Source organism: Nocardioides sp. TF02-7 (assembly GCF_022437945.1).
GTDB lineage: Bacteria > Actinomycetota > Actinomycetes > Propionibacteriales > Nocardioidaceae > Nocardioides.
In genome coordinates this window covers 2228646-2252121 of record NZ_CP092535.1, presented here as the reverse complement: position 1 = coordinate 2252121, position 23476 = coordinate 2228646, and the positions used below count along the sequence as shown (strand labels likewise).

Sequence of the window (23476 nt, the reverse complement as noted above, 5' to 3'; positions counted from 1 at the left end):
GGCGCCCGGCAAACACCGATCCGGGAGCGGGTCGTCAGGGACTGGGGCTCAGCAGGCTGCTGACGTAGTCGGAGGCCCAGCTCTCCCAGTCCTCGGGATCGGTGGGGAAGTCGGTCGGGAACGACGGCAGGTCGGTGAGGTCGGTCGGGAAGTCGGTGGGGAAGTCCGTCGGGATGTCGGTCGGGAGGTCGGTGGGAGGCACCACGCTCGTGGGGTCGAGCGGCGAGGACTCCGCGCTCGGCTGGGCGCCGTCGTCCTCGTCCGCGACGTCGTCGATCTTCCACCGGTCGTCCTCGACGACCATCTGCAGGACGACGGTGGACGTCGTGCCGACGACGCTGACGTCGACCGGCACCCGCGCCGTCTCCTCGTCCTCGTCGATCTCGGCCTCCTGGACCTCGTAGTCGAGGTCCGGCGGCATCTCCTCACCGAAGTCGCAGTCGCCCTCCTCCTCGAGCACCCGGTCGGTCACCAGCTCGAGAGCGGCGTCGCAGTCCTGCGCGTTGGTGGCCTCGAAGAACTGCTCGGCGACCTCCTCGGGCGTCTCGTCCGGCAGCGAGCTGTCGCTCCCGCTGCCGCCACCGCCGTCGTCACCGTCGTCGCGCGTGAGGGCCCAGGCGCCGACCGCGACCAGCGCGATGAGCACCACGGCACCAACGACGGCCAGGACGACGAGCAGCCCCTTGCGGTTGCCGCCGCCCGCCGGCGGCTGCCACGGCTGACCCGGCTGACCCGGCTGGCCGGGCTGCCACGGCGGCGGACCGCCGGGGGTGCCCGGCGCGCCGGCGCCCGGCCCACCGGGGGCGCCCGGTGCGCCGGGGTAGGGCGGCGGGGGCGGCACCGCGCCGTACGGCTGCTGCTGCCCGCCGCCGTACTGCCCCGGCCCCTGCTGGGCGAGCGGCGCGGTCGGGGGCCCGGGGTCGGCACCCGGCGCCCGGGTCGGCTCCTCGGGCGACCCGGCTCCCGTCTGCACGTGGTCGGTCCAGGACGAGCCGTCGAACCACCGGACGACGCCGTTCTGGTCGGGGTACCAGCCGGGCTGGTGGGGCGTGGTGCCGGACAACTTCATCCTCGGCGGGGCGGGCTTAGGGACACAAGGTAGTGGCTCAGAGGTCTCGGAGCAGCGCGACCAGCCGGTCGTTGGCCTCCGGCTCGCCGATGGTGACCCGCACGCCCTCGCCCGCGAACGGCCGCACGGTCAGGCCGGCCTCCTCGGCGGCGGCGACGAACGCCGGCGTCCGCTCGCCGGTGGCGAACCAGACGAAGTTGCCCTGCGGCTCCGGCACGCTCCAGCCCGCGTCGGCGATGCCGGCGACCACCCGGTCACGCTCGGCGACCAGCGCCTCGACGCGCTTCATCAGCTCGTCCTCCGCCGCCAGCGACGCCACGGCCGCGGCCTGCGCCACGGCGGACACGCCGAACGGCAACGAGACGGCGCGCAGGGCACCGGCGACCTCCGGCGCGGCGACGGCGTACCCGACCCGCAGCCCGGCGAGGCCGTACGCCTTCGACAACGTGCGGAACAGCACCACGTTGGGGTGCCGCCGCAGCAGGGCCGGCGCGTCGAGGGCGTCGTCCATCCGCACGAACTCGTGGTAGGCCTCGTCGAGGACCACCAGCACGTGCTCGGGCACCGAGGCGACGAGCTCCGCGACCTCGCTGTGCCGCAGCGCCGGCCCGGTCGGGTTGTTGGGGGTGCACAGCATCAGCACCCGCGTCCGCTCGGTGATCGCCGCCCGCATCGCGGGCAGGTCGTGCCGACCGTCCTCGGTCACCGGCACCGTCACCCCGGTGGCGCCGGCAGCGGTGACCGCGATCGGGTACGCCTCGAACGACCGCCAGGCGTGGACCACCTCGTCGCCGGGCCCGCAGTAGGCCGTCAGCAGGTGGTAGATCAGCGCCACCGACCCCGTCGCCGCCGCGATCTGCTCGACCGGGAACCCGAGCCGCTCGGCCAGCGCGTCGTAGAGGTCGGCACAGCCCATGTCGGGGTAGCGGTTCATCTGCGCCACCGCCCGCTCCGCCGCCTCGACCACCCCGGGCAACGGCGGGTACGGGTTCTCGTTCGACGACAGCTTGAAGACCGTCACACCCGGCCGCGGCGCCGGCGGCTTCCCCGGGACGTACGGCGGGATCTCACGCACATGGGGAAGCGGCTCGACCATGGGCTGCAGCCTAGGGGGTGGGGTCGCGGGGGGTGCGGGGGCTGCGGTTTGGGACCAAACCTCACGTTTCCGGGTCGGCGGCTTGCGGTTTGGGACCAAACCTCACGTTTCCGGGTCGGCGACCTGCGGTTTGGGACCAAACCTCACCCATCCGGGCCGCCCACCTGCGGTTTGGGACCAAACCTCACCCTCCCGAGCCGCCGACCTGCGGTTTGGGACCAAACCTCACCCTCCCGAGCCGCCGACCTGCGGTTTGGGACCAAACCTCACCCTCCCGCTCAGCCAACCCCCCACCGGCGGCAGCACCACCCGACCGCCGGTCACCGGTTCGAGGTCGCGGCCGAGCGTGATGTCGAGGGGATTGGTCAGGCACCGCACCGAGCCGCCGCCGAGGTGGAACTCCGCGACGTCGACCACGACGACCTCGAAGCCCCACCGCTCCAGCTGGGTCCGCACGTGCGACGGGCAACCGGGCATGACGACCGTGCGGCCGACGACGACGGAGTTGGCGCACAGGGTCGTGACCGCCTCGTCCTCGGTCACGACCAGCGGCTCGGGGACCAGGTCGAGCAGCGTCTGCGCCGACTCGGCGTCGAACGCGCCCGGGCAGACGATCGCCCGCCGCTCGTCGAGCGGGCAGAAGGCCAGGTCGAGGTGGTACATCCCGGGGTGGGTGATCCGCAGGCCCCCGCACCTGCGCGCCGAGGTCGGCTGCCAGGTGCTTGAGCGCGAGCTCCTCCGTGCGCGGCCCGTAGCCCACCACCAGCTCGCCCGCCCACGGGAAGGCGTCGCCGGCCTCGAAGTGGGCGCCGACGCCGTCACGGCCGACGTACGTCGCCGCGAACCCGTGCGTCTCGAACCACCGCCGGGCCCCCTGGGTCTCCGCCCGGCGCTCGGCGTACCGCATGTGCGACAGGACGACGGAGCGCCGGCCCGGGCCCTGCCACCCGGGCCGGCGCACCGCCAGTCCGAGGTTCATCGCGTAGACCATGTCGGGGCTGTCGGCGCGCGCCGGGATCACGTCGACCGCCGCCCCGGCGGCGCGGAGCGCATCGACCATCGCCCGCCACTGCGCGGTCGCGCGGCCGCGATCGGGCTGGACCGCCGGGTCCATGTAGGGGTTGATCGCGTACGCGATCCGGAACTGCGACGGCTCGACCACCGCGTAGTGACGTCCCCAGCTCAGCACGGACCCTCCCCTTCGACGTCCCGAGATTGTCTGACACTCTGACAATGCCGCACCCTAGCGTGGTCGAGCGGAGAGTGCGAGACAATGGCTGACATGACGTCTCGGCGACCGTTCGCGTCCCTGAGCGTGGAGCAGGCCTCCACCGTCGAGCGGGTGACCGCCGAACTGCGGCGCGCGGTGTTCGAGGGCGAGGTGGAGAGCGGTACGCCGCTGCGCGAGGTCGCGCTCGCCGAGTCGCTCGGGGTCTCACGGCCGACCGTCCGCGAGGCGTTGATGGCGCTGGTCGCGGAGGGCCTCGCGGTCCGCGAGCCCTACCGCGGGGTGAGTGTGGTGACGCCCCGGGCGGAGTCGGTGCGCGACGTCTGCGTCGCGCGATGGGTCCTCGAGGGGGCGGGCGTGCAGGCGTGGCGGACCGCGACCGACGACCGGCGCAAGCGGGTGCGCACCACTCTCGAGGCCTACACCGCAGCGGTGCGGTCCGGCCGCGCGTCGTACGAGGAGCTCAACGAGCGCCACCTCGCGTTCCACGTGTCCCTCGTGGAGCTCACCGGCAGCCCGCGGCTGGTGCACATGGCGGAGAGCCTCATGGACGAGCTCAAGCTGGCGCTCGCGCAGGTCGACCGGGTACGCCGCAACGCGCACGACCAGGCCGAGTCGCACGAGCGCCTCGTCCAGCTGCTCGAGGGTGACGACCTCGAGCCGGCGTACGAGTTCCTCCCGCCGCCACATCGACGACGCCGCCGACGAGATCGTCGAGGCGCTCGCGCTCACCTGACCTCGCCCGATCCTGGAAGACTGTCGCCATGGTCGCGTTCCTCGCCCGCTGGACGGTCACCAGCATCGCGCTCGCCGTCGCCGCCCAGCTGCTCGACGGCATCGGCTTCGACGGGCCGTCGTCGGGTCAGGCCGAGCTGGAGGAGAAGCTGCTGCCGCTCCTCGGCGTGGCGCTGATCTCGACGCTGGTCACGATGTTCGCCAAGCCGGTGCTGACCGTGCTGTCGATCCCGTTCATCCTCATCACGCTGGGCCTGTTCCTGCTGGTGCTCAACGCGCTGCTGCTGCTCTTCACCGAGTGGCTGGCCGACCTGTTCGACGTCGGCTTCCACGTCGACGGCTTCTGGGCGGCGTTCTGGGGCTCGATCATCATCAGCATCACGACCTGGGTGCTCGACGCCCTCCTGGGAGTCGATGACTGAATGACGCCCGACCTGCCCGCCCCGCGCACCGCCGGGCGCTACCGCATCGCGGTCGTCTGCCTCGGCAACATCTGCCGCTCGCCGATGGCCGACGTCGTGCTCCGCGACCGGATCGCCGCGGCTGGCCTCGCCGACGCCGTCGAGGTGGTGAGCGCCGGCACCGGCGACTGGCACGTCGGCCGGCCGATGGACCAGCGCGCGGCGGCGGTGCTCACCGAGGTGGGGGTACGACGCGTCGGCCCACCGGGCGCAGCAGATCCCCGCCTCCTGGCTGGACGACTGCGACGTCGTGCTCGCCATGGACGGCCAGAACCTCCGCGACATCGCCGAGCTCGGACCCGCCGAGACCGGCCGGCTGCTGATGTTCCGCGCATTCGACCCCGAGGAGCCGGACGCCGACGTGCCCGACCCCTACTACGGCGGCGACGAAGGCTTCCACGAGGTGCTCGCCATGGTCGAGCGCACCTGCGACGGCATCGTCGACGCGCTGCGGCGGCTGCGGCTCGGGTGAGAGGTGCCGCTGGCGACGGCGGTGCGGTTTGGTCCCAAACCGCAGATCCGGGGGCCTGAGGGCTGCGGTTTGGTCCCAAACCGCAAGTCGCGGTGACTCAGCGCTGCGGATTGGTCCCAAACCGCAAGTCGCGGCGGCTCAGCGCTGCGGTTTGGGACCAAACCGCACCACCACCGAGCGGCACAACTCGACTTGGACCAGATACTTGGATGTCCTACTATCTTTCCTAGGACGTCCTAGTACCTGCCGAAGGAGCCCGCGTGCCCGACCTCCACACCCCGCAGCACCCGGTCCGCCTGGTCACGGCCTCGAGCCTGTTCGACGGGCACGACGCGGCGATCAACATCATGCGGCGGATCTTCCAGAGCCAGGGCTGCGAGGTCATCCACCTCGGCCACAACCGGTCGGTGGCCGAGGTCGTCGAGGCGGCGCTCGAGGAGGACGTGCAGGGCGTGGCCGTGTCGTCCTACCAGGGCGGGCACGTCGAATTCTTCGAGTACCTCGTCGACCAGCTGCGGGCGCGCGGCGCCGGCCACGTCCGCGTGGTCGGGGGCGGCGGCGGCGTGATCGTCAAGGACGAGATCGACCGGCTCCGCGAGGCGGGGGGTCACGATCTTCTCCCCCGAGGACGGGCAGCGGCTGGGCCTGCCCGGGATGGTCAACACGGTCGTGCGCGACTGCGACGTCGACCTGTGGTCGGTGCGCGGCGTGGGCGCCGACGAGGTGCTCGCGGGCGAGCGGCCGGCGGTGGCACGCGCGATCACCGGCGCCGAGACCGGCCGGCTCGGCGACGACGCGATGACGCGGCTGCGCGAGGCGGCCGCACAGCGCCAGGTGCCGGTGCTCGGCATCACCGGCACGGGCGGGTCCGGCAAGTCCAGCCTGACCGACGAGCTCGTACGACGGCTCCGGATCGACCAGCAGGACAAGCTGCGGGTCGCGGTGCTCGCCGTCGACCCGACCCGCCGCCGCGGCGGGGGCGCGCTCCTCGGCGACCGGATCCGGATGAACAGCCTCGACCTGCACGGGCCGGGCCTCGACCGCGACCGGGTGTTCTTCCGGAGCCTGGCCACCCGCGGCGCCCACGAGCTGCCCGAGCACCTCACCGACGTGATCGACGTCTGCAAGGCGGCCGGGTTCGACCTGGTCGTCGTGGAGACGCCCGGCATCGGCCAGGGCGACGCGGCGGTCGTGCCGTTCGTCGACACCAGCCTCTACGTGATGACGCCCGAGTACGGCGCCGCCTCCCAGCTGGAGAAGATCGACATGCTCGACTTCGCCGACGCGGTGGCGATCAACAAGTTCGAGCGGCGCGGCGCCGAGGACGCGCTGCGCGACGTCGCCCGCCAGCTGGTGCGCAACCGGGAGGCGTTCGGCCAGCAGCCCGACGCCATGCCGGTGTTCGGCACGTCCGCCGCGACCTTCGACGACGACGGCGTCACCGCGCTCTACCAGTTCCTCCGCGGGCTGCTCGTCGACCACGGTCTCCCGGCAGGCAGCGGCACGCTGACCCCGGTGACCGGCAAGCGGTCGACCCGCATCCAGCAGGTCCTGCCGCCCGAGCGGAGCCGCTACCTCTCCGAGATCGCCGCCACCGTCCGCGACTACCACGCCCGCACCGACGAGCTGGTCGAGCAGGCCCGGCGCGCCCAGCGGCTCGCCGAGGTCGCCGACGAGCTGCCGGAGGCGGAGACCCTCGCCGTGGAGGCGCGCGACGCGCTCCCGGCCGACGTACGCGACCAGCTCGAGCGGTGGCCCGCGGTCGTCGAGTCCTACGCCGGCGAGGAGCAGGTCGTGAAGGTCCGCGACCGGGAGATCCGGACCCGGCTCACCAGGGGAGTCGCTCAGCGGCAACCGGATCCCGCGCGTCGCCCTCCCCCGCTACCGCGACCACGGCGAGCTGGTGCGGTTCTGGCGCGAGGAGAACCTGCCCGGCTCCTTCCCGTTCACCGCGGGCGTCTTCCCGTTCAAGCGCGACAACGAGGACCCGGCCCGGATGTTCGCCGGGGGAGGGTGACCCGTTCCGCACCAACCGCAGGTTCAAGCTCCTCTCGGAGGGCCAGCCGGCCACCCGGCTCTCCACGGCGTTCGACTCCGTCACGCTCTACGGCCGCGACCCCGCCGAGCGGCCCGACATCTACGGCAAGGTCGGCACCTCCGGGGTCAGCGTCGCCACTCTCGACGACATGAAGGCGCTCTACGACGGCTTCGACCTGTGCGCCCCGACCACGTCGGTGTCGATGACGATCAACGGCCCGGCGCCCACGGTGCTCGCGTTCTTCCTCAACACCGCGATCGACCAGCAGGTCGACCGGTTCCGCGACCGCGAGGGACGCGAACCGTCGGCCGAGGAGCGCGCCGAGCTCGCGGCGTACGCCGTCTCCACCGTCCGCGGCACCGTGCAGGCCGACATCCTCAAGGAGGACCAGGGGCAGAACACCTGCCTGTTCTCCACCGAGTTCAGCCTGCGCTGCATGGCCGACATCCAGGAGTGGTTCATCGAGCACGGGGTGCGGAACTTCTACTCCGTCTCGATCTCCGGCTACCACATCGCCGAGGCCGGCGCGAACCCGATCAGCCAGCTCGCGTTCACCCTCGCCAACGGGTTCACCTACGTCGAGTCCTACCTCGCCCGCGGGATGAAGATCGACGACTTCGCACCGAACCTGTCGTTCTTCTTCAGCAACGGCATGGACCCCGAGTACACCGTGATCGGCCGCGTCGCCCGCCGGATCTGGGCGGTCGCGATGAAGGAGCGGTACGGCGCCGGCGAGCGGTCGCAGAAGCTGAAGTACCACGTGCAGACATCGGGCCGGTCGCTGCACGCGCAGGAGATGGCGTTCAACGACATCCGCACCACGCTGCAGGCCCTCTGCGCGGTCTACGACAACGCCAACAGCCTCCACACCAACGCCTACGACGAAGCGGTCACCACCCCCACCGACGAGTCGGTGCGGCGGGCGCTGGCGATCCAGATGGTCATCAACCGCGAGTGGGGCCTCGCGATGAACGAGAACCCGCTGCAGGGCTCGTACGTCGTCGACGAGCTCACCGACCTCGTCGAGGAGGCGGTGCTGGCGGAGTTCGACCGGATCAGCGAGCGCGGCGGCGTGCTCGGCGCGATGGAGACCGGCTACCAGCGCGGCCGGATCCAGGACGAGTCGATGCTCTACGAGCACCGCAAGCACGACGGCACGCTGCCGATCGTCGGCGTCAACACCTTCCGCGTCCCCGAGAGCGACGACGCCGACGGCACGCCGCAGCACGTCGAACTCGCCCGCGCCACCGAGGAGGAGAAGCAGTCCCAGCTGCGCCGGGTCGGCGAGTTCCGGGCCGCCCACGCCGAGGAGGCGCAGGTCGCGCTCGCCCGGCTCAAGGAGGCGGCGACCAGCGGCGAGAACGTGTTCGCCGCCCTCATGGACGCCGCCCGCGTCTGCACCCTCGGCCAGGTCACCGAGGCTTTTTCGAGGTGGGCGGTCAGTACCGGCGGAACGTCTGAGGGGCCGGTGGGGTCTGCGGATTGGTCCCAAACCGCAGATCGGGGCCGGTCTTAACCGCGGATTGGTCCCAAACCGCAGACCCGGACCGGTCTTTACCGCGGTTTGGTCCCAAACCGCAGATCCGGACCGGTCTTTACCGCGGTTTGGTCCCAAACCGCAGATCCGGGCCGCTCTTTACCGCGGTTTGGTCCCAAACCGCAGATCCGGGCCGCTCTTCACTGCGGTTTGGTCCCAAACCGCAGACCAGTCCCCCGACCTCACCCAGCGTTCGGGTCCGAACCCCCGCTGACATCCCCCTGCGGGCTGGTGTTGTCGGTGCCGCCGAGGCGGCGGAGGAACTCGTGGCAGCGCTGGGCGCGCTGGGAGTCCTGCTCCATGACCTCCTTGAAGAAGGCGGCGATGTCGTCCTCGCCGGCGTTCTCGGCGTCGCGGACGTACTGGCCGTAGTCGTGGCCGGCCTTGAGGGCGTGGTACTGCACGGAGATCAGGTCGTAGGTGACGTCGTCGAATCCGGTCTCACCGGTGGCCATCGCGGGGCTCCTCTCGTCGAAGGTCGTCGTGGTCGGGAGCGGTACCCGACCGGCCGCGTCTAGACCCCCGACCGGCCCCACCAGTCCCCCGAACCGCATCCGTGGCGCGGCCGCGCCACCTCGGGGACGATGGGCGGCATGCGGGCGGGACGGGTCGGAGTGGTCGGGGCGGGTCTGGCCGGCTTGGCGTGTGCGTGGACGCTGCACTGCCGCGGGTACGAGGTGGTGGTGCTGGAGGCGCGCGAGCGGGTCGGCGGCCGGGCGTGGTCGACCACGCTGGCCAACGGGGCGGTGGTCGAGCGCGGCGGGGAATGGATCGACGCCGACCAGCACGCGATCCGCCGGCTCTGCGCCGAGCTGCGGCTGCCGCTCGCCCCGCACGGCGTGCGCTTCCACCGCCGCCGGGTGCGCGGCGCGGTGCCGACCCTGGCGGCGCTGGAGGAGACGCTGACCCGGGTCGCCGCGGCAGTGCCTCCCGGGGACTGCGGGCTGGCGGCCGCGTTCGAGGCCGCGCTCGGCGCCGACGGGGCGGCCGACCCCACCTACCTGCGGGTCGCGACGTCGACGGCGGGCGACCCGGCGGTGGCGAGCGCCCGGTTCCACGTCGCGCGCGCGGAGTCCGGGCGGGTCGAGGGGGCGGGCCGCGTCGTCGGCGGCAACCAGCGGATCGCCACGGCGCTGGCCGCCGCGCTCGGCGACCGGGTCCGCACCGGTACGCCGGTCGGCGAGGTCGAGGTCACCGCCGACGGCGCGGCGCTGACGACGACGCGGGGCGAGCGGATCCAGGTCGACCGCGCCGTGGTCGCCGTACCGCTCGCTCTCCTCGGCGAGCTGGCCTGGGGAGCCGGCGCTCCCCGCCCCGTGGCGCGCCGCGCTCCCGTCGCTAGCGACCGGCACCGCGGCGAAGCTGTCCGTCCCGACCACGCGTACGGCGGCACCGGACGGCGTGCAGCACCCGACCGCGACCTGGTGGGCGTGGAACTCGCTCGACCCCGCGGGCGACGGCGACAGCGCCGCGGTGTCGTGCTTCGCCGGCGGCCCGGACGCCCGGGCCGCCCTCCGGGTGGGCGACGGTGTCGACGAGTGGCTCCGGGCGCTGGCCGCGCTCCGGCCCGACCTCGACCTGCGGGCGGCGGACGCCGTGCTCACCGACTGGTCCCGCGACCCGTGGACCCGCGGCGGCTACTCCTACGTCGTCGCCGGGACGCCGCCCGAGGCGTGGGCGGCGCTGCAGGAGCCCGTCGGGCCGCTCGTCCTCGCGGGTGAGTACACGGCCGGGCCGGACTCGGGCACCATGGAGGGCGCCGTCATCAGCGGCGTGCGCGCGGCGCGCACCATCTCGGGCTGACCGGCCGAGCCCGAGGAGCCGACATGCGCTACCTGGTGACCCTGGCCCTGCTCGTCGTCGTCGCGCTGATGGCGCTGCCGAGCGCCGCTGCCGTCCTCGACTCCTCCGCGACGACGGAGAACCTGATCCTCCCGGTCTTCGTCGTCGTCACGCTGGTCGCCGGCGCCGGGGCCGGCGCCGTGCTGCTCCCGGGTGGGCGGTCGGTCGCCCGGCGGGTCGCGACGGGCGTGGCCCTCGGCGCGGCTGCCGTCGTGCTCGCGGTCGGCGTCTTCTTCATCCTGATCAGCGGCTTCGAGGGTGCCTGAGGTCCGCCCCGAGCCCGGGTCAGGCGTGGGTGTGCGTCCCCGGACCGGTCAGCCTCGCGCCGGCCGGGTCGTCGAGGCTCCAGCTGAGCTCGAAGGTGCGCTCGTAGCCGGTGTGCGCGATCCGCCACCCGTCGGCGGTGCGCACGTAGCGGTCGGCGTAGATCGCGGCGCCCTCGAGCGCGAACCGGAAGGCGTCGACGAGGACCTTGTCGTGGAGGTACCACCGGCCGGTCGCGGTGTCGCCGTCGACGTCGATCTCCGGGTGGTGGACCGTGTGCATGGTGATGACGCCCTCGCCCACGTTGGCGCGCATGTAATCGACGAGGGCGACCGGGTCGTCGAAGGCGAGCCCGGCGTAGTCGGCGGTCGCCCCCGGCGCGAAGCACCTGCCGAACTCGTCCCACTGCTTGGTGTCGAGGAGCCGCAGGTAGCGGTACTTGAGGCGGCAGATCGCGTCCACGTCGGCGCGGACGACGGGTCGGCGGGGCTCCGGCGGGCAGGGCATGGAGCGAATGTAACCGCAATCACCGGGCCGGACATCGAGGCGTAACCGCTCGTCAACCTCGCCGCGACGTCGACCGGCCACGCTGCTGCCCATGGACATGACGACCTCACCTGAGACCCAGTACGCCGGCCGTCGCACCCGCAACCAGGACGTCGACGAGACCTCGATCGACCGCCGCCTGGAGCGCCGCGTCGCCCTCCGCAGCCGCCACGCCCAAGGCCTCACCCGGCTCATGGAGGAGCGCCGCGACCTCCGCGGCGTGCACGCCCCTCGCCGACTTCGTCGACGACGCCGTGCGCTGGACCGCCTAGATGAGCAAGTCCAAGGGGTCGTGCAGGCGAGCGTCGCGCAGCGTGCGAACCCTTGGACTTTCTCATCTAGGCCGCGAGGGACCGGTCGGGCGCCCCACACGCTGCGGGCGTCCGACCGGCACACCTAGACTCGCGAGTCGTGATCTTCAAGCGCGTCGGCCAGGGGCGGCCCTACCCCGACCACGGCCTCACGGCGAAGCAGTGGGCCGCGGTGCCGCCGCGCCAGGTCCGGCTCGACCAGCTGGTCACGACCAAGGACACCCTCCAGCTCGCCGCCCTGCTCGACGAGGACTCCACCTTCTTCGGCGACCTGTTCGCCCACGTCGTGCTGTGGCGCGGCGACTACTACCTCGAGGACGGGCTGCACCGGGCGCTGCGGGCCGCCCTCCAGCAGCGCAACGTCCTGCACGCGCGCGTCATCCGGATGGAAGACTGACGGCGTGGACATCAAGGCGCACACCCGGTCGGCCGCGACGCTCGGCGTCCTCGCCGTGGTGTTCCTCGCCGGCGTGGCCTGGGCGTGGTCGGCGGTGACCGAGCCGTTCCCGGAGCCCGAGCCGGCGCCGGCGTGCTCCGAGACCGCTGTCGCCGCGGGCGAGCGCGTGCAGCCGGAGGACGTCCTCGTCAACGTCTACAACGCCAGCAGGACGTCCGGCCTCGCCCGGGACACGATGGACGCCCTGATCGGCAAGGGGTTCGGGGAGGGCGTGCGCGGCAACCTGACCGCCGACACCGGACGGGGCGGCGCGGTCGTCTGGACGAGCGACGCCGACGGCCCGGCCGCGGCGCTGGTGCGCTCCTACCTCGGGAAGAACGCCCGGATCGTGGAGCAGACCACGGCCGAGCCGGGCATCACGGTGGTCGTGGGCGACGACTTCCCGGGCGTGACCGACGGCCGCAAGCGGGTCAAGGCGGCCGAGGACACCTACGTGTGCACGCCGCCGGAGCCGGAGCCCTGAGCCAGCACGTCGGAGGCCCTGGTGATCCGCAGCATCATCGCCGCGGAGGGGGGTGACCAGGCCGTTGACGTACGTCGACAGTCGTGACGGCGAGGTGCCGATGTACTGCGCGAACTGCCGCTGGCTGCAGCCGCTGACCGCGACCAGCCGCCGGATCTCCTTCGCGACGTCGAGCCGCTCGGCCTCCTCCGACCGCCGCCGGTAGACCTTCGCGCACCACTCGATCGCCTGGGCCGGCGCCGGCAGGTCCGCTGCCACCGCCAGCGCGTGCAGCTGCGTCGCCGCCGGGCCCCACGGGTTCACGGCGATGTTGGCCAGCAGCCGCCGCCACTCCGGGACACCGTGCTTGTCGATGGCCTGCAGCAGGTCGTCGGGGTGCTGTGGGATCGGCGTCGCGTCGGCGGGATCGATCCCGGCGATCAGCAGCCAGAACGCGGCGTTGTAGCACTTCTCCGCCACGCGGAGCGCCTCTGCCTCCGAGCGACCGGCGCGGCGCAGCGCGTGCTCGATGTGGGAGGAGCGCGCGAGCTCGCGGATGGCGGCGGTGGCGATCGGCAGCTCGGTGCCGGTGTTGAGGAGCTCGTCGAGCCGGGCCTGCAGCCGGGCGACCCGTTGGCTGCCCTCACGGCGGACCAGCGCCGCGGTCGCCAGGTGGTCCTCCGGGTCCCCGAGCGCCACGACGCCCACGAGGTTGCTGAAGACGGCGGCCTCCAGGGCCGCCCCCGGGCCTGCGGGGCCGGGTCTGCAGCAGTGCCAGCAGCCGCTGCCACAGCGCGCGGTGGTCGCCGGCGACGAGCCGGTCGACCCGTTCGAAGAGGTCGAGGACGACCGCGTGCAGGGCGACGTGGTCCGGGTCGTCGTCGGCCCGCACCGCCGCGAGGGACGGCCGGAGCGCACTGGGGCCGCCTTCGAGCGCGGCGACGCGCGCGAGCACGGCGGCTCGTGTGGTCGTGTCGATCGGTCCGTTCCCCCCTTCGGCCGCCACGGAGGGTGGACCCCATGACCGCCTCGCAGCTCCCTGCGGCAGGTCGTGCCAGGAGCCGGTCGGAGCCTACTGGCTGGTAGACCGGGCGTCGACCGTCGTACCGGTCACACCGGCGCGTCGTCGCCCGGACCGAGCCACTGCGCGAGCCGCCCCCCGGCGCTGACCTGCCGCAACCGGCCCTCCGTCGCCTCCCGCAGCCGGCGCGGGGTGACCACCACCAGGTCGTCACCGTGCCGGAGCACCGTCCGCCGCTCCGGCACCAGCGCCTGGCCGTCGCGGACCACCATCGACACCGACGCGCCGGGTGGCAGCCGGAGCTCGCCCACCTCCACGCCATGCATCCTGGACCGGGGGCTGATCGTCACCTGGAGCAGGTCGGCGGCGACCCGGTCCAGCGGTGCCGCCTCGACCTCCAGGTCACGAGGCTCCGAACGCCGTGCGACCTGCAGCACCCGGGCCGCGAGCGGCAGCGTCGGGCCGGTCAGCAGCGTGTAGATCACCACCATCACGAAGACGATGTCGAACAGCTGGGTGGCGTCCTCGACGCCCTCGGCGAGCGGGATCGTGGTGAAGACGATCGGCACGGCACCTCGCAGGCCCGCCCAGGAGAGGAACGCCAGCTCGCGCCACGGCATCGGCTGGACCACCGAGCTGATCAGCACCGAGAGGGGGCGGGCGACCAGGGTGAGCACCAGGCCGGCGGCGACCGCGGTGACGAGGGTGCCGACCGAGAGCCGGCCCGGCGACAGCAGCAGCCCGAGCATCACGAACAGGCCGATCTGGGCCAGCCAGGCCAGGCCCTCGGCGAAGGAGCGGCTGGCCGCGCGGTGGGGCAGGTCGGAGTTGCCGAGCACCAGCGCGGCGACGTAGACCGCGGCGAAGCCGCTCGCGTGGACGGCCGGCCCGGCGCCGTACGCCAGCAGCGTCAGGCAGAGCACGGCGATCGGGTAGAGACCGGACGACGGCAGGGCGACGCGGCGCATCACCCAGGCGCCGCCGAAGCCGACGCCGAGGCCGATTGCCACGCCGATGACGAGCTCGTAGGCCACGATGCCGGCGACCACCCAGGACGGGTGCTCGGTGACGGCCCCGCTGGAGATCAGCGTGACCAGGACGACCGTGGGAGCGTCGTTGAGGCCGGACTCCGCCTCGAGGGCGCCGGTCAGCCGCTTGGGCAGCGGCACCACGCGGAGCACCGAGAACACGGCGGCCGCGTCGGTGGCCGACGTGACCGCGCCGAGCAGCACGGAGAGCTGCCACGGCAGGCCGAGCAGGAAGTGGCTCACCACCGCCACCAGCGTGACCGAGACCGCCATGCCGACCGTGGCGAGGGAGAACCCGAGCCGCATCGAGTGCCGCGCCTCGCGCCAGTTGGTCGTCAGGCCGCCCTCGGCGAGGATCACCGCCAGTGCCCCGAAGCCGATCGCGTGCGCCATCTCGGCGTCCTCGAACGGGATGCCGATCACCGACTCCCCGAGGACGACCCCCATCAGCAGGTAGACCAGCAGGCTCGGCAGGCCGGCGCGCGAGGAGATGCGCACCGCGAGCACCGCGAGCAGGGTGACGAGGGAACCCACCAGCAAGAAGTTGTCGAGCTGGTGGACGTCGAACATTTCACCTCGGCGGGGGTCGGGGCGCGGACCCGAAGTCTATCGGTACGACGGGGTGCGACCGCGGTCGCCGGAAACTGAAACGTGTTCTAGATTGGGGCCATGACCGAGCGCTCCGGCCTGGCGGTGCCCGCCACCGTCCCCGCGACCGAGATCCCCGCCGACGCCGAGTCCTTCGACGTGGTCGTCGTCGGGTTCGGCATCGCCGGCGGCTGCGCGGCGCTGGAGGCGGCGCGGTCGGGCGCGCGGGTGCTGCTCCTGGAGCGGGCCGCCGTGCACGGCGGCACGTCGAGCATGTCGGGTGGGCACTTCTACCTCGGCGGCGGCACCGCCGTGCAGCGCGCCACCGGGCACGACGACTCCGTCGACGACATGGTCCGCTACCTGATGGCGAGCACCAAGGAGCCCGACGAGCCGAAGATCCGCGCCTACTGCGAAGGGTCGGTCGAGCACTTCACGTGGCTGGAGGCGCTGGGGTTCGAGTTCGAGCGCTCCTACTACCCCGCCAAGGCCGTCATCCAGCCCGGCACCGAGGGCCTGATGTTCACCGGCAACGAGAAGGTCTGGCCGTTCCGCGAGGCGGTCCGGCCGGCGCCGCGCGGCCACAAGGTGCCGGTGCCGGGCGACACCGAGGGCACCAAGGTCCTGATGGACCTGCTGCGCGACCGGGTCGAGGAGGCCGGCGTCGAGGTGCGCTACGAGACCGGCGCGACCAACCTCGTGGTCACCGCGGCCGGCGCCGTTGCGGGCGTCGCGTGGCGGCGGTACGACGAGACCGGCGCGGTGCGCGCCGCGGCCGTGGTGGTCGCCGCCGGCGGGTTCGTGATGAACCCCGACATGGTGGCCGGGCACACCCCTGCCCTCGGCTCCAAGCTGTTCACCCTCGGCAGCAGCTACGACGACGGGCTCGGCATCCGGCTCGGCCAGTCGGTCGGCGCCGCGCTCGAGCACATGGACGAGCCGTTCATCACCGCGCCGTTCTACCCGCCCTCGTCGCGGTGCAAGGGGATCATCGTCAACAACCGCGGCCACCGCTTCGTCGCCGAGGACAGCTACCACGCGCGGACGTCGTACCACGTCCTCCGGCAACCGGACGCCGTCGCCTACCTGATCGTCGACAGCGAGCACCTCGGCGAGGACCACATGCCGCTGGTGCCGCTCAAGGACGGCTACGAGACCGTCGAGGAGATGGCCGCGGGCGTCGGCGTCCCGCTCGACGCCCTCCGGGCGACCATCGACCGCTACAACCAACACGCCGCCCGCGGCGAGGACCCCGACTTCCACAAGCACCCCGACTGGCTCGCCCCCCAGGTCGCCGCGCCCTGGGCCGTGCTCGACCTGTCCCTCGGGACCGCGCTCTACGCCGGCTTCACGCTCGGCGGGATGGCGACGACCGTCGACGGCGAGGTCCGCCGCGAGGACGGGTCCGTCATCCCCGGCCTCTACGCCGCCGGCGCCTGCGCCTCCAACATCGCCCAGGACGGTGCCGGCTACTGCTCCGGCACCCAGCTCGGCGAAGGCTCGTTCTTCGGACGCCGCGCCGGACGCCACGCCGCCCGGGTTGCTCGGGTTGCTCGGTCGGCCGCGGGGCGGGGGAAGGGGTGGCGGGGTAGGGGTTCGGGGCGGCGGTCGGTGGGTCGCAGGGCCGGAGGGGTGAGGATTGGTCCCAAACCGCAGATCGCGGCATCCATGAGGCGAGGTTTGGTCCCAAACCGCACACACCCAGGCCGATCAGGCGAGGATTGGTCCCAAACCGCAGACCCCGGGGTCGATCAGGCGAGGATTGGTCCCAAACCGCAGACCCCCGCGCCGATCAGACGAGGTTTGGTCCCAAACCGCACACCTCAGCCACACCCCCACCCCCTGTCACAATCGACCCCATGACCCGCCTCGCCGCCGCCCAGCGTGCGAACGTCCCGCCGTTCCACGTGATGGACCTGCTCGCCCTGTCGGCCGAGCGGCAGCGGACGCACGGCGACGTGGTCAACCTGCTGGCGGGGCAGCCGAGCTCGGGCGCGCCGGCGCCGGTCAACGCGGAGGCGGTGCGGCTGCTGGGCTCGGGTGATCCGCTCGGCTACACGCCGGCGACGGGGATCGTGGAGCTGCGGGCGGCGATCGCCGATCACCACCGGCGGCGCTACGGGGTCGACGTGGCCGCCGACGACGTCGTCGTCACGACCGGGTCGAGCGGGGGTTTCCTGCTGGCGTTCCTCGCGGCGTTCGAGGCGGGCGACCGGGTGGCGATCGCGCGGCCGGGCTACCCGTGCTACCGCAACGTGCTCGCCGCCCTGGGTTGCGAGGTCGTCGAGATCCCGACCGGGCCCGAGACGCGGTTCCAGCCGACGGTCGAGCAGCTGGCCGAGCTGCACGCCGCCGGTCCGGTCGCGGGCCTGGTGGTGGCGAGCCCGGCGAACCCGACCGGCACGATGCTGCTGCCCGACGAGCTGGCGGCGATCGCCCGCTGGTGCGAGGAGTCGGGCGTGCAGCTGGTGAGCGACGAGATCTATCACGGCATCGAGTACGCCGGCCTCGGCTCCGCCGCCGACCGGCTGTCGCGCTGCGCCTGGGAGACCAGCCGCGAGGCGGTCGTCTTCGGCTCGTTCTCGAAGTACTTCTCGATGACCGGCTGGCGCCTGGGCTGGATGCTCGCGCCGGCCCGGCTGCTGCGCGCGGTCGACGTGCTGGCGGGCAACTTCAGCATCTGCCCCCCGGTGCTCGCCCAGCGGGCCGCGCTCGCCGCGTTCGACGAGGCGTCGTACGCCGAGCTCGACGGCCACGTGCAGCGCTACGCCCACAACCGCGAGCTGCTGCTGTCCGGGCTGCGCCGGCTGGGCATCGAGCGGCTGGCGCCCGCCGACGGCGCCTTCTACGCCTACGCCGACGTCGGCCACCTCACCGACGACTCGATGGCGTTCGCCCGGGAACTGCTCGCCCGCACGGGGGTGGCGGTGGCGACCGGCATCGACTTCGACACCGCCGACGGCGGACGCTTCCTGCGGTTCAGCTTCGCCGGCGCCGCCGCCGAGATCGAGGAGGCGCTCGACCGGCTGTCCGGTGTCCTATGAGCCGCTGAGGGCGGCGTCGATCGCGTCGAACACCTCGTCGGCGCGGGCGTGGTCGCCGAGTCCGCGGGTGACGTAGCCGGCCGAGTAGCCGTGCTCGGACGACGTCCATCCGACGGCGCCGCCCGCGCCGCCCATGCCGATGCCGTCGCTGTCGAGCTGGAAGCCGAGCGTCCAGGTCACGTCGCGGTCGAGGACGAGGTCGTGCCCGGTGACCGCGGGGCCGACGTAGGCGGCGTGGAGGTCGGGCCCGAGCAGCCGGGCCACCGGCCCGTCGGGTGTCGTCGCGTCGGCCTGGAACCGGGCGATGCCTTCCGCGGTCGCGTGCAGGCTGATCGCCTCGAACGGCGTGCGCCGCCACCGGGCGCTGTTGAGCACCGTCGGGTCGAGCAGGCCGGGCGGGCGGCCGATCGCCGGCCCCCACCGCGGGTCATCGAGGAGGTCGCGCGGCCACACGGCGTCGGCGGCGACGACGTCGGCCACCCGGTGCTGCTGGGCCGGCGCGACGGCGAGGTGCAGGTCCCACCCGAACCGGGCGGCCAGGTCGTCGAACCGCTCCTCCAGCCGCTCCGCGGTCGCCGCCTCGACGACGGCGCCGCAGAGGTGCCCGTAGGTCAGGGCGTGCTCGGCGACGGCGGCACCGGGCGCGAACTCCGGCTCCGCGCCGGCCAGCATCGTCAGCAGCGCCGACCGGTCGTCGTACTCCACCCCCCTCAGCCTCCGGCGGGAAGCTGGGGAGCCCGGCCTGGTGCGCGAGCACCTGCCGCACCGTCGTCGGCTCCTTGCCGCGGCAGCCGTACGCCGGCCACAGGTCGGCGACGCGGTCGTCGAGGCCGAGCCGCCCCTCGGCGACGACCGAGAGCACGGCGAGAGCGGCCATCGGCTTGGCCACCGAGTAGCACAGGACGAGGGTGTCGGTGCGCCACGGGCGCACGCCGTCCACCGTGCCCACCGTCGCGTGCGCGACCACCCGACCGTCGCGGACGACGCACACCGCGCCGCCCGGCTCCCCGCCCGGCGCGCAGCTGGCGGCCGAGCACCTCCTCCAACCGATACTGGAGGTCGTCGTCGGTCATCCCGCCATCCAACCCGATCCGCGGACCGGCGGACAGGCTGGAGGCGGACAGGCCGAAGGCGGACAGGCCGAAGGCGGACAGGCCGTCAGCGGCGCCGGGCGGTGAAGGTCTCCTTCGCGAAGCACCGGTTGGGCCCGGAGTACCAGAACTCCCCCCTTGGTGACGCTGCCGCCGCTGACCCGCATCCGCAGCCCGGCGTCGTAGAGCCGGCCGTCGTCGATCCGGTCGACGATGCCGTTGCGGGGGATCGCGACCGTCGGGAAGTCGTAGTAGCTCCACGAGTACGTCGGCAGGTCGGGGTAGCCGCCGCACCGGGTGTAGAGACGGGCCGAGAACCCGACGACCCTGCCGTTGCGGATCCGGAACCTGATCGAGCCGTCCGTGCTCACGTAGACCCCGGCCCGCGGCCGCGCCGGCGCCGCGGCCGGGCGCACCCGGACGGTCCGCGAGGCCCGGGTGTGCGGCGCCTTCACCGTGAGCCGCACCCGCGCCGCGCGCCGGCCGCGGAGCCGGATGCTGACCCGCTCGGTCGTCGACGACTCGCCCCAGACCTTGCCGACCCGCGTGCGGCGCACCTGGACGCCCTTGCCGGCGCCGGTGACCACCACGCCCGCCGCGTCGGCCCGGCTGGTGTTGCGGACCACGACCTCGACCGTGGTCCACACCCCGGGCACGAGGCGGACCTTCGTCGAGCCGAGCAGCCGCACCGCGCCGAGCCGCAGCGCCGGGCGGAGGGGGACGTCGGTCAGGCGGTCGACGCGGGCGTCGTACTCCGGGGTCTGGCCCGGCCCAGCGACGACGGCGAAGGCGCAGTCCCAGTCCTGCCAGCCGGCGTCCTCCGACGCCTGGTCGAGGGTGATCGTCCGGCCCGCGCGGGCCCACCCGGGCGCCGGGTCGAGGGTCGGCGTGGTGAGCTGCACGTCTCCCTGGCAGGTGGAGCCGTCGGCGTGCCCGAACCCGACGGTGAGGTGGGCCGCGGTCGCCGCCGTCGGCGCCGCCGCGAGGACGAACCGCCCCGACACCCGCTCGGCGAGCAGGTCCTGACGCACCTCGGCGGAGGCGAGGGTGCGCGCCGGCGCGCCCGTCGGGAAGCCGGACGGCCGGTTCCGCAGCCGCCCCACCCGGGCGGCGACGATGTCGGAGGCGCCGGCCCGGTCCGCGGCCGGGGCGTGCGGCAGGCCTCCGACCGAGAGCGGGCGCGGATCGTCGGCGGCTGCCGGTGTCACCGCAGCGAGCGTGCCGACCAGGACGATGACCAGCGCCGCCGCACACCGACGTGCCTGCAAGGTGCCTCCTCGGGGTCGTGGGCGGCGTCCGCCGTCCCGCGCCGGGACGCTTCCCCGCCCGCGCCCGGATCATGCCAGCGGCGCGGTGTCACCGTGCGAGGTCGTGCACGAACTCGCCGAGCTGGGTGAGGTTGCGGCACTCCACCATCGGCACGATCGCCGAGTACGCCGGCGCCGCGGAGTCCCCCGGTCCCCCACTGGCGCTGGTGCTCGGGGTTGAGCCAGTGCGCGCGCCGCACCGAGCCGACCAGCCGTCGGAGCGCGTCCTCGTGCAGGTCGCTGTAGTTGCTGCGGGCGTCGCCGAGGACCAGCAGGGTGGTGCGGGGGCCGAGGGCGTCGGCGTGGAGCTCCTCGAACTTCTGGAACGCGCGGCCGTAGTTCGTGCGTCCCCACAGCGCGGCCTGGCTGGTGGCGGCGGCCAGGTCGGCGAGCACGTCGACCGGGTCGGCGCCGGGCCGGAAGTGGCCGGTCACCTCGTGGACGTGGTCGACGAACGTGAACGCCCGCATGCTCTGGAAGACCTCGCGCAGCGCGAAGACGAAGAGCAGGGTGAACTGGGCGAAGCTCGCGACCGACCCGCTCACGTCGCAGAGCACCACCAGGTCGGTGCGGTGCGGGCGCTTGGGGCGGTGGTGCGTGGTCAGCGGGACGCCGCCGGTCGCGACGGAGGCCCGGACCGTGCGGCGGAAGTCCAGCGGCCCGCGCCGACGCGCGTGGTGCTCCTTGGTGAGCCGGGTCGCCAGACGCCGCGCGAGCGGGTAGATCTCGCGGCGCATCTCCTCCAGGTCGCTGCGCCGGGCCGCGGTGAAGGCGAGCTTGTCGATGCTCGGCCGCACGGTGACGTCGGCGATGTGGTCCGGGCCCTTCTCCTCCGCGACCCGGCGCCGCGCGTCGCCCTGCACCTCGGCGGTGAAGGCGCCGACGCGGCGCGCGACCGCGCGGCGTACGTCGTCCTCGCGGGCCGCGTCGTCGGCCTCCGCGAGCAGCCCGCGCACGACCTGGTCGACCAGCTCCTCCGGCGCCACCCGCCGCAGCGCGGTGTAGGCCGACCACGACGACATCCCCGGGCCGCGGCCGGGCAGCGCGCCGAACCGGCCGACCGCCTCGACCGCCATCCGTCGCAGCCGCTGCTCGTCACCGTCGGCGAGGGTCTCCGCGAGCTGGTCGCGGAACCCGCGGAGCGCGCGGGCCTCCGGGGTGGAGCCGGTCGCGGCGTCCTCGCCGCCGGTCTCCTCCCGGTCGCGGCCCGCCACGCCGTCGCCGACGAGCGCGGGGGAAGTAGACGTCGAAGAGGGCGTCGAAGGTGGTGCGCTGGGCCTGCTTCTTCACCAGGGTGGCGGCCAGCACGTCGCGGACCTGCGCCCGGTCGCCCCAGCCGACGGCGCCGAGCGCGGCGACGGAGTCGAGGTCCTCGGCCAGCGACACCGACAGCCCCGCCCCCCGGAGCGCCTCGATGAAGGCGAGGTGCCGGTCGAGCAGGCCGGAGGCGTCGCGGGTCACGGCCGACCCAGCCGCAGCTCCCGGACGGCGCGCTGGTGGTCGGAGGCGTGCTTGAGGACGACGCCGAGGGTGTCGGCGATCGCCTTCTCGTCGAGGTCGCGGATCTCGAGCGCGATCAGGGTGCGCGCCCAGTCGACGGACTCGGCGATCGACGGCGCCTTCTTCAGCTCCAGGTCGCGCAACCGGCCGACGGCGGCGACGACCTGGCCGGCGATCCGGTCGTCGAGGTCGGGGACGTTGGCGTGCAGGATCTCCCGCTCCCGCTCGGCGTCGGGGTAGTCGAGGTGGAGGTAGAGGCAGCGCCGCTTCACCGCCTCCGAGAGCTCTCGGCTGGCGTTGGACGTCAGCACCACGAACGGCCGGCGGCTGGCCGCGACCGTCCCGAGCTCGGGGATCGTGACCTGGAAGTCCGACAGCACCTCGAGCAGCAGCCCCTCGACCTCGACGTCGGTCTTGTCGACCTCGTCGACCAGGAGCACGGTCGGCTCGGTGCGCCGGATCGCCGTCAGCAGCGGCCGGGTGAGGAGGAACTCCTCGGTGAACACGTCGTCGTGGGTGCGGCTCCAGTCGAGCTCGTCGGCGGTGGTGGCCTGGATGCGGAGCAGCTGCTTCTTGTAGTTCCACTCGTAGAGGGCGCGCGCCTCGTCGAGACCCTCGTAGCACTGGAGCCGCACCAGCTCGGCACCCGTCGCCCGCGACACCGCCTTCGCGAGCTCGGTCTTGCCCACGCCGGCCGGTCCCTCGAGCAGCAGCGGCTTCTCCAGGGCACCCGCGAGGAAGGCGGTGGTGGCGGTGGCGGCGTCGGCCAGGTAGCCCGCGGCGGCCAGCCGGTCGGCGGCCTGCGCGGGGGACTCGAACCAGGTCATGCGTCCCATCCTGCCGCCCCGCCCGGCGGTGCGTCTGCAGCGGACTGCGGCGGTCTGCGTCGTGACCCGCTGGCCTGCGGCTCGTTGGAGAGGCATCGAACGGTCGGAGCCGGCGCCGTGGGGAGCGCGGGGCGGACGACCCGGTTCGCACGGGGTTTCGCACGCGGTTCGCATGGGGTCTTGGAGGACGACGTGGTTGGTGGCGACGGCTGGCTCCGCCATGCCGCGACGTCGGTCCGTACGGCGCTCACGTCGGCGGCGCTGACGCTGCTGCTCGGCCTGGGCGCGATGAGCGTCCTGTCGTCCCCGCAGCCGCCCGCCGACCACCTCGGCCTCTCGGGCGACGAGCGCGCGCTCAGCCGGATGCTCGAGCGCCACCGCTGCTCGACGACCGGGTTCGGGGCGGACGTGATCCCGGAGAGCGCCCTGGTCCGCGACGAGCGGGGCCACACCCGGCTGGTGTCCTTCGACGATGGCTGGGCGGTCTTCCAGCGCGAGCAACCGGGCGTCCTGGTGGCGGTCTGCCTGGGCAGGCTGCAGCCGAGCAAGGGCGTCGGGCGCCGCTGACGGCC

The 23476-nt window shown here is 73.5% G+C and carries 25 protein-coding genes and 3 pseudogenes; 15 read left to right on the top strand and 13 right to left on the bottom strand.

What is annotated here, in order from left to right; translation table 11 throughout:
* Positions 1–34: 34 nt before the first annotated feature.
* The 3 genes from MF408_RS11545 to MF408_RS11535 all read right to left on the bottom strand — a co-directional run bounded on the left by MF408_RS11545 (position 35) and on the right by MF408_RS11535 (position 2828).
* Entirely contained in the window at positions 35–1063 is a 1029-nt protein-coding gene (locus MF408_RS11545; protein WP_240251470.1) for a DUF2510 domain-containing protein, read from the bottom strand.
* A gap of 43 nt (positions 1064–1106) precedes the next feature.
* Positions 1107–2165, bottom strand: a complete 1059-nt coding sequence (gene hisC / locus MF408_RS11540) for a histidinol-phosphate transaminase (protein WP_240251469.1) — start codon at positions 2163–2165, stop codon at positions 1107–1109.
* 225 nt (positions 2166–2390) lie between these two features.
* Positions 2391–2828: a hypothetical protein gene (locus MF408_RS11535; protein WP_240251468.1), complete on the bottom strand. Its 438-nt coding sequence runs from the start codon at positions 2826–2828 to the stop codon at positions 2391–2393.
* Positions 2829–3447: 619 nt separating this feature from the next.
* Here MF408_RS11535 and MF408_RS11530 point away from each other — a divergent pair.
* The 7 genes and pseudogenes from MF408_RS11530 to MF408_RS11500 all read left to right on the top strand — a co-directional run bounded on the left by MF408_RS11530 (position 3448) and on the right by MF408_RS11500 (position 8615).
* Positions 3448–4305 carry a GntR family transcriptional regulator gene (locus tag MF408_RS11530; protein ID WP_240251467.1) on the top strand — a complete coding sequence of 286 codons (858 nt, stop codon included), beginning with the start codon at positions 3448–3450 and terminating at the stop codon, positions 4303–4305.
* Positions 4194–4550, top strand: a complete 357-nt coding sequence (locus MF408_RS11525) for a phage holin family protein (RefSeq protein ID WP_240251858.1) — start codon at positions 4194–4196, stop codon at positions 4548–4550. The genes MF408_RS11530 and MF408_RS11525 overlap by 112 nt, the downstream gene beginning before the upstream one ends.
* Positions 4551–4721 (top strand): annotated as a pseudogene (locus tag MF408_RS26875) (low molecular weight phosphotyrosine protein phosphatase); the annotation flags it as partial. It abuts the gene before it with no gap.
* A gap of 85 nt (positions 4722–4806) precedes the next feature.
* On the top strand, positions 4807–5061 hold the full coding sequence (locus MF408_RS11515; protein ID WP_345893941.1) for a hypothetical protein: 255 nt from the start codon (positions 4807–4809) through the stop codon (positions 5059–5061).
* Between the two features lie 347 nt (positions 5062–5408).
* Positions 5409–5567: pseudogene (locus MF408_RS11510) on the top strand (hypothetical protein); the annotation flags it as partial.
* A 148-nt stretch (positions 5568–5715) separates the two neighbouring features.
* Positions 5716–6420, top strand: a pseudogene (locus MF408_RS11505) (methylmalonyl-CoA mutase); the annotation flags it as partial.
* Positions 6421–6812: 392 nt separating this feature from the next.
* Positions 6813–8615, top strand: a complete 1803-nt coding sequence (locus MF408_RS11500; RefSeq protein WP_240251854.1) for a methylmalonyl-CoA mutase family protein — start codon at positions 6813–6815, stop codon at positions 8613–8615.
* Positions 8616–8818: 203 nt separating this feature from the next.
* Here MF408_RS11500 and MF408_RS11495 read toward each other — a convergent pair whose 3' ends face one another.
* Complete coding sequence (locus tag MF408_RS11495) at positions 8819–9091, bottom strand: hypothetical protein (protein WP_240251466.1); 273 nt, start codon at positions 9089–9091, stop codon at positions 8819–8821.
* A gap of 138 nt (positions 9092–9229) precedes the next feature.
* Here MF408_RS11495 and MF408_RS11490 point away from each other — a divergent pair, with 138 nt between their 5' ends.
* Positions 9230–10357, top strand: a complete 1128-nt coding sequence (locus MF408_RS11490) for an FAD-dependent oxidoreductase (RefSeq protein ID WP_240251465.1) — start codon at positions 9230–9232, stop codon at positions 10355–10357.
* 105 nt (positions 10358–10462) lie between these two features.
* The gene (locus MF408_RS11485; RefSeq protein WP_240251464.1) at positions 10463–10744 is read left to right on the top strand and encodes a hypothetical protein; all 282 of its coding nucleotides are present in this window, start codon (positions 10463–10465) and stop codon (positions 10742–10744) included.
* Positions 10745–10763: 19 nt separating this feature from the next.
* On the opposite strand, the gene MF408_RS11480 is transcribed toward MF408_RS11485, so the two are convergent.
* Entirely contained in the window at positions 10764–11249 is a 486-nt protein-coding gene (locus MF408_RS11480) for a nuclear transport factor 2 family protein (protein ID WP_240251463.1), read from the bottom strand.
* A 106-nt stretch (positions 11250–11355) separates the two neighbouring features.
* Positions 11356–11514, bottom strand: coding sequence for a hypothetical protein (locus tag MF408_RS11475; protein WP_240251462.1), 159 nt, complete (start codon positions 11512–11514; stop codon positions 11356–11358).
* Positions 11515–11699: 185 nt separating this feature from the next.
* Between MF408_RS11475 and MF408_RS11470 the strand changes: the two genes are divergently transcribed.
* Genes MF408_RS11470 through MF408_RS11460 form a run of 3 tightly spaced genes read left to right on the top strand, consistent with a single transcriptional unit; the run spans position 11700 to position 12724 of the window.
* A complete protein-coding gene (locus tag MF408_RS11470) occupies positions 11700–11996 on the top strand; it encodes a type II toxin-antitoxin system VapB family antitoxin (RefSeq protein WP_240251461.1) in 297 nt (98 codons plus the stop codon).
* Positions 11997–12000: 4 nt separating this feature from the next.
* Complete coding sequence (locus tag MF408_RS11465) at positions 12001–12519, top strand: LytR C-terminal domain-containing protein (protein WP_240251460.1); 519 nt, start codon at positions 12001–12003, stop codon at positions 12517–12519.
* 52 nt (positions 12520–12571) lie between these two features.
* Entirely contained in the window at positions 12572–12724 is a 153-nt protein-coding gene (locus MF408_RS11460) for a hypothetical protein (RefSeq protein ID WP_240251459.1), read from the top strand.
* A gap of 417 nt (positions 12725–13141) precedes the next feature.
* On the opposite strand, the gene MF408_RS11455 is transcribed toward MF408_RS11460, so the two are convergent.
* Together MF408_RS11455 and MF408_RS11450 are read right to left on the bottom strand one after the other, a co-directional pair.
* The gene (locus tag MF408_RS11455) at positions 13142–13453 is read right to left on the bottom strand and encodes a hypothetical protein (protein ID WP_240251458.1); all 312 of its coding nucleotides are present in this window, start codon (positions 13451–13453) and stop codon (positions 13142–13144) included.
* A gap of 155 nt (positions 13454–13608) precedes the next feature.
* Positions 13609–15117, bottom strand: a complete 1509-nt coding sequence (locus tag MF408_RS11450; RefSeq protein ID WP_240251457.1) for a potassium/proton antiporter — start codon at positions 15115–15117, stop codon at positions 13609–13611.
* 99 nt (positions 15118–15216) lie between these two features.
* Here MF408_RS11450 and MF408_RS11445 point away from each other — a divergent pair, with 99 nt between their 5' ends.
* Positions 15217–16998: an FAD-binding protein gene (locus MF408_RS11445; RefSeq protein ID WP_240251456.1), complete on the top strand. Its 1782-nt coding sequence runs from the start codon at positions 15217–15219 to the stop codon at positions 16996–16998.
* Positions 16995–18179: an aminotransferase class I/II-fold pyridoxal phosphate-dependent enzyme gene (locus tag MF408_RS11440; RefSeq protein WP_240251455.1), complete on the top strand. Its 1185-nt coding sequence runs from the start codon at positions 16995–16997 to the stop codon at positions 18177–18179. Before MF408_RS11445 ends, MF408_RS11440 begins: the two co-directional genes overlap by 4 nt.
* Here the strand turns inward: MF408_RS11440 and MF408_RS11435 are convergent.
* From MF408_RS11435 to MF408_RS11415, 5 genes are all read right to left on the bottom strand, one after another.
* Positions 18174–18884 carry a serine hydrolase gene (locus MF408_RS11435; protein ID WP_240251454.1) on the bottom strand — a complete coding sequence of 237 codons (711 nt, stop codon included), beginning with the start codon at positions 18882–18884 and terminating at the stop codon, positions 18174–18176. The genes MF408_RS11440 and MF408_RS11435 overlap by 6 nt on opposite strands.
* Before the next feature lie 364 nt (positions 18885–19248).
* A complete protein-coding gene (locus MF408_RS11430; protein WP_240251453.1) occupies positions 19249–20538 on the bottom strand; it encodes a hypothetical protein in 1290 nt (429 codons plus the stop codon).
* Positions 20475–21791 (bottom strand): VWA domain-containing protein, encoded by a 1317-nt coding sequence (locus MF408_RS11425; RefSeq protein ID WP_240251452.1) that lies wholly within the window; start codon positions 21789–21791, stop codon positions 20475–20477. The genes MF408_RS11430 and MF408_RS11425 overlap by 64 nt, the downstream gene beginning before the upstream one ends.
* Positions 21673–22038, bottom strand: a complete 366-nt coding sequence (locus tag MF408_RS11420; RefSeq protein ID WP_240251451.1) for a hypothetical protein — start codon at positions 22036–22038, stop codon at positions 21673–21675. The genes MF408_RS11425 and MF408_RS11420 overlap by 119 nt, the downstream gene beginning before the upstream one ends.
* Complete coding sequence (locus MF408_RS11415; protein WP_240251450.1) at positions 22035–22904, bottom strand: MoxR family ATPase; 870 nt, start codon at positions 22902–22904, stop codon at positions 22035–22037. The genes MF408_RS11420 and MF408_RS11415 overlap by 4 nt, the downstream gene beginning before the upstream one ends.
* 180 nt (positions 22905–23084) lie before the next feature.
* Between MF408_RS11415 and MF408_RS11410 the strand changes: the two genes are divergently transcribed.
* Positions 23085–23471, top strand: coding sequence for a hypothetical protein (locus MF408_RS11410; RefSeq protein WP_240251449.1), 387 nt, complete (start codon positions 23085–23087; stop codon positions 23469–23471).
* Positions 23472–23476: the final 5 nt, after the last annotated feature.

Bases quoted from the DNA above. Each gene is read 5' to 3' on its own strand.
- hisC (WP_240251469.1), bottom strand. From the start codon at position 2,165: ATGGTCGAGCCGCTTCCCCATGTGCGTGAGATCCCGCCGTACGTCCCG.
- MF408_RS11535 (WP_240251468.1), bottom strand. From the start codon at position 2,828: ATGTACCACCTCGACCTGGCCTTCTGCCCGCTCGACGAGCGGCGGGCG.
- MF408_RS11530 (WP_240251467.1), top strand. From the start codon at position 3,448: ATGACGTCTCGGCGACCGTTCGCGTCCCTGAGCGTGGAGCAGGCCTCC.
- MF408_RS11495 (WP_240251466.1), bottom strand. From the start codon at position 9,091: ATGGCCACCGGTGAGACCGGATTCGACGACGTCACCTACGACCTGATC.
- MF408_RS11490 (WP_240251465.1), top strand. From the start codon at position 9,230: ATGCGGGCGGGACGGGTCGGAGTGGTCGGGGCGGGTCTGGCCGGCTTG.
- MF408_RS11485 (WP_240251464.1), top strand. From the start codon at position 10,463: ATGCGCTACCTGGTGACCCTGGCCCTGCTCGTCGTCGTCGCGCTGATG.
- MF408_RS11480 (WP_240251463.1), bottom strand. From the start codon at position 11,249: ATGCCCTGCCCGCCGGAGCCCCGCCGACCCGTCGTCCGCGCCGACGTG.
- MF408_RS11450 (WP_240251457.1), bottom strand. From the start codon at position 15,117: ATGTTCGACGTCCACCAGCTCGACAACTTCTTGCTGGTGGGTTCCCTC.
- MF408_RS11445 (WP_240251456.1), top strand. From the start codon at position 15,217: ATGACCGAGCGCTCCGGCCTGGCGGTGCCCGCCACCGTCCCCGCGACC.
- MF408_RS11440 (WP_240251455.1), top strand. From the start codon at position 16,995: ATGACCCGCCTCGCCGCCGCCCAGCGTGCGAACGTCCCGCCGTTCCAC.
- MF408_RS11415 (WP_240251450.1), bottom strand. From the start codon at position 22,904: ATGACCTGGTTCGAGTCCCCCGCGCAGGCCGCCGACCGGCTGGCCGCC.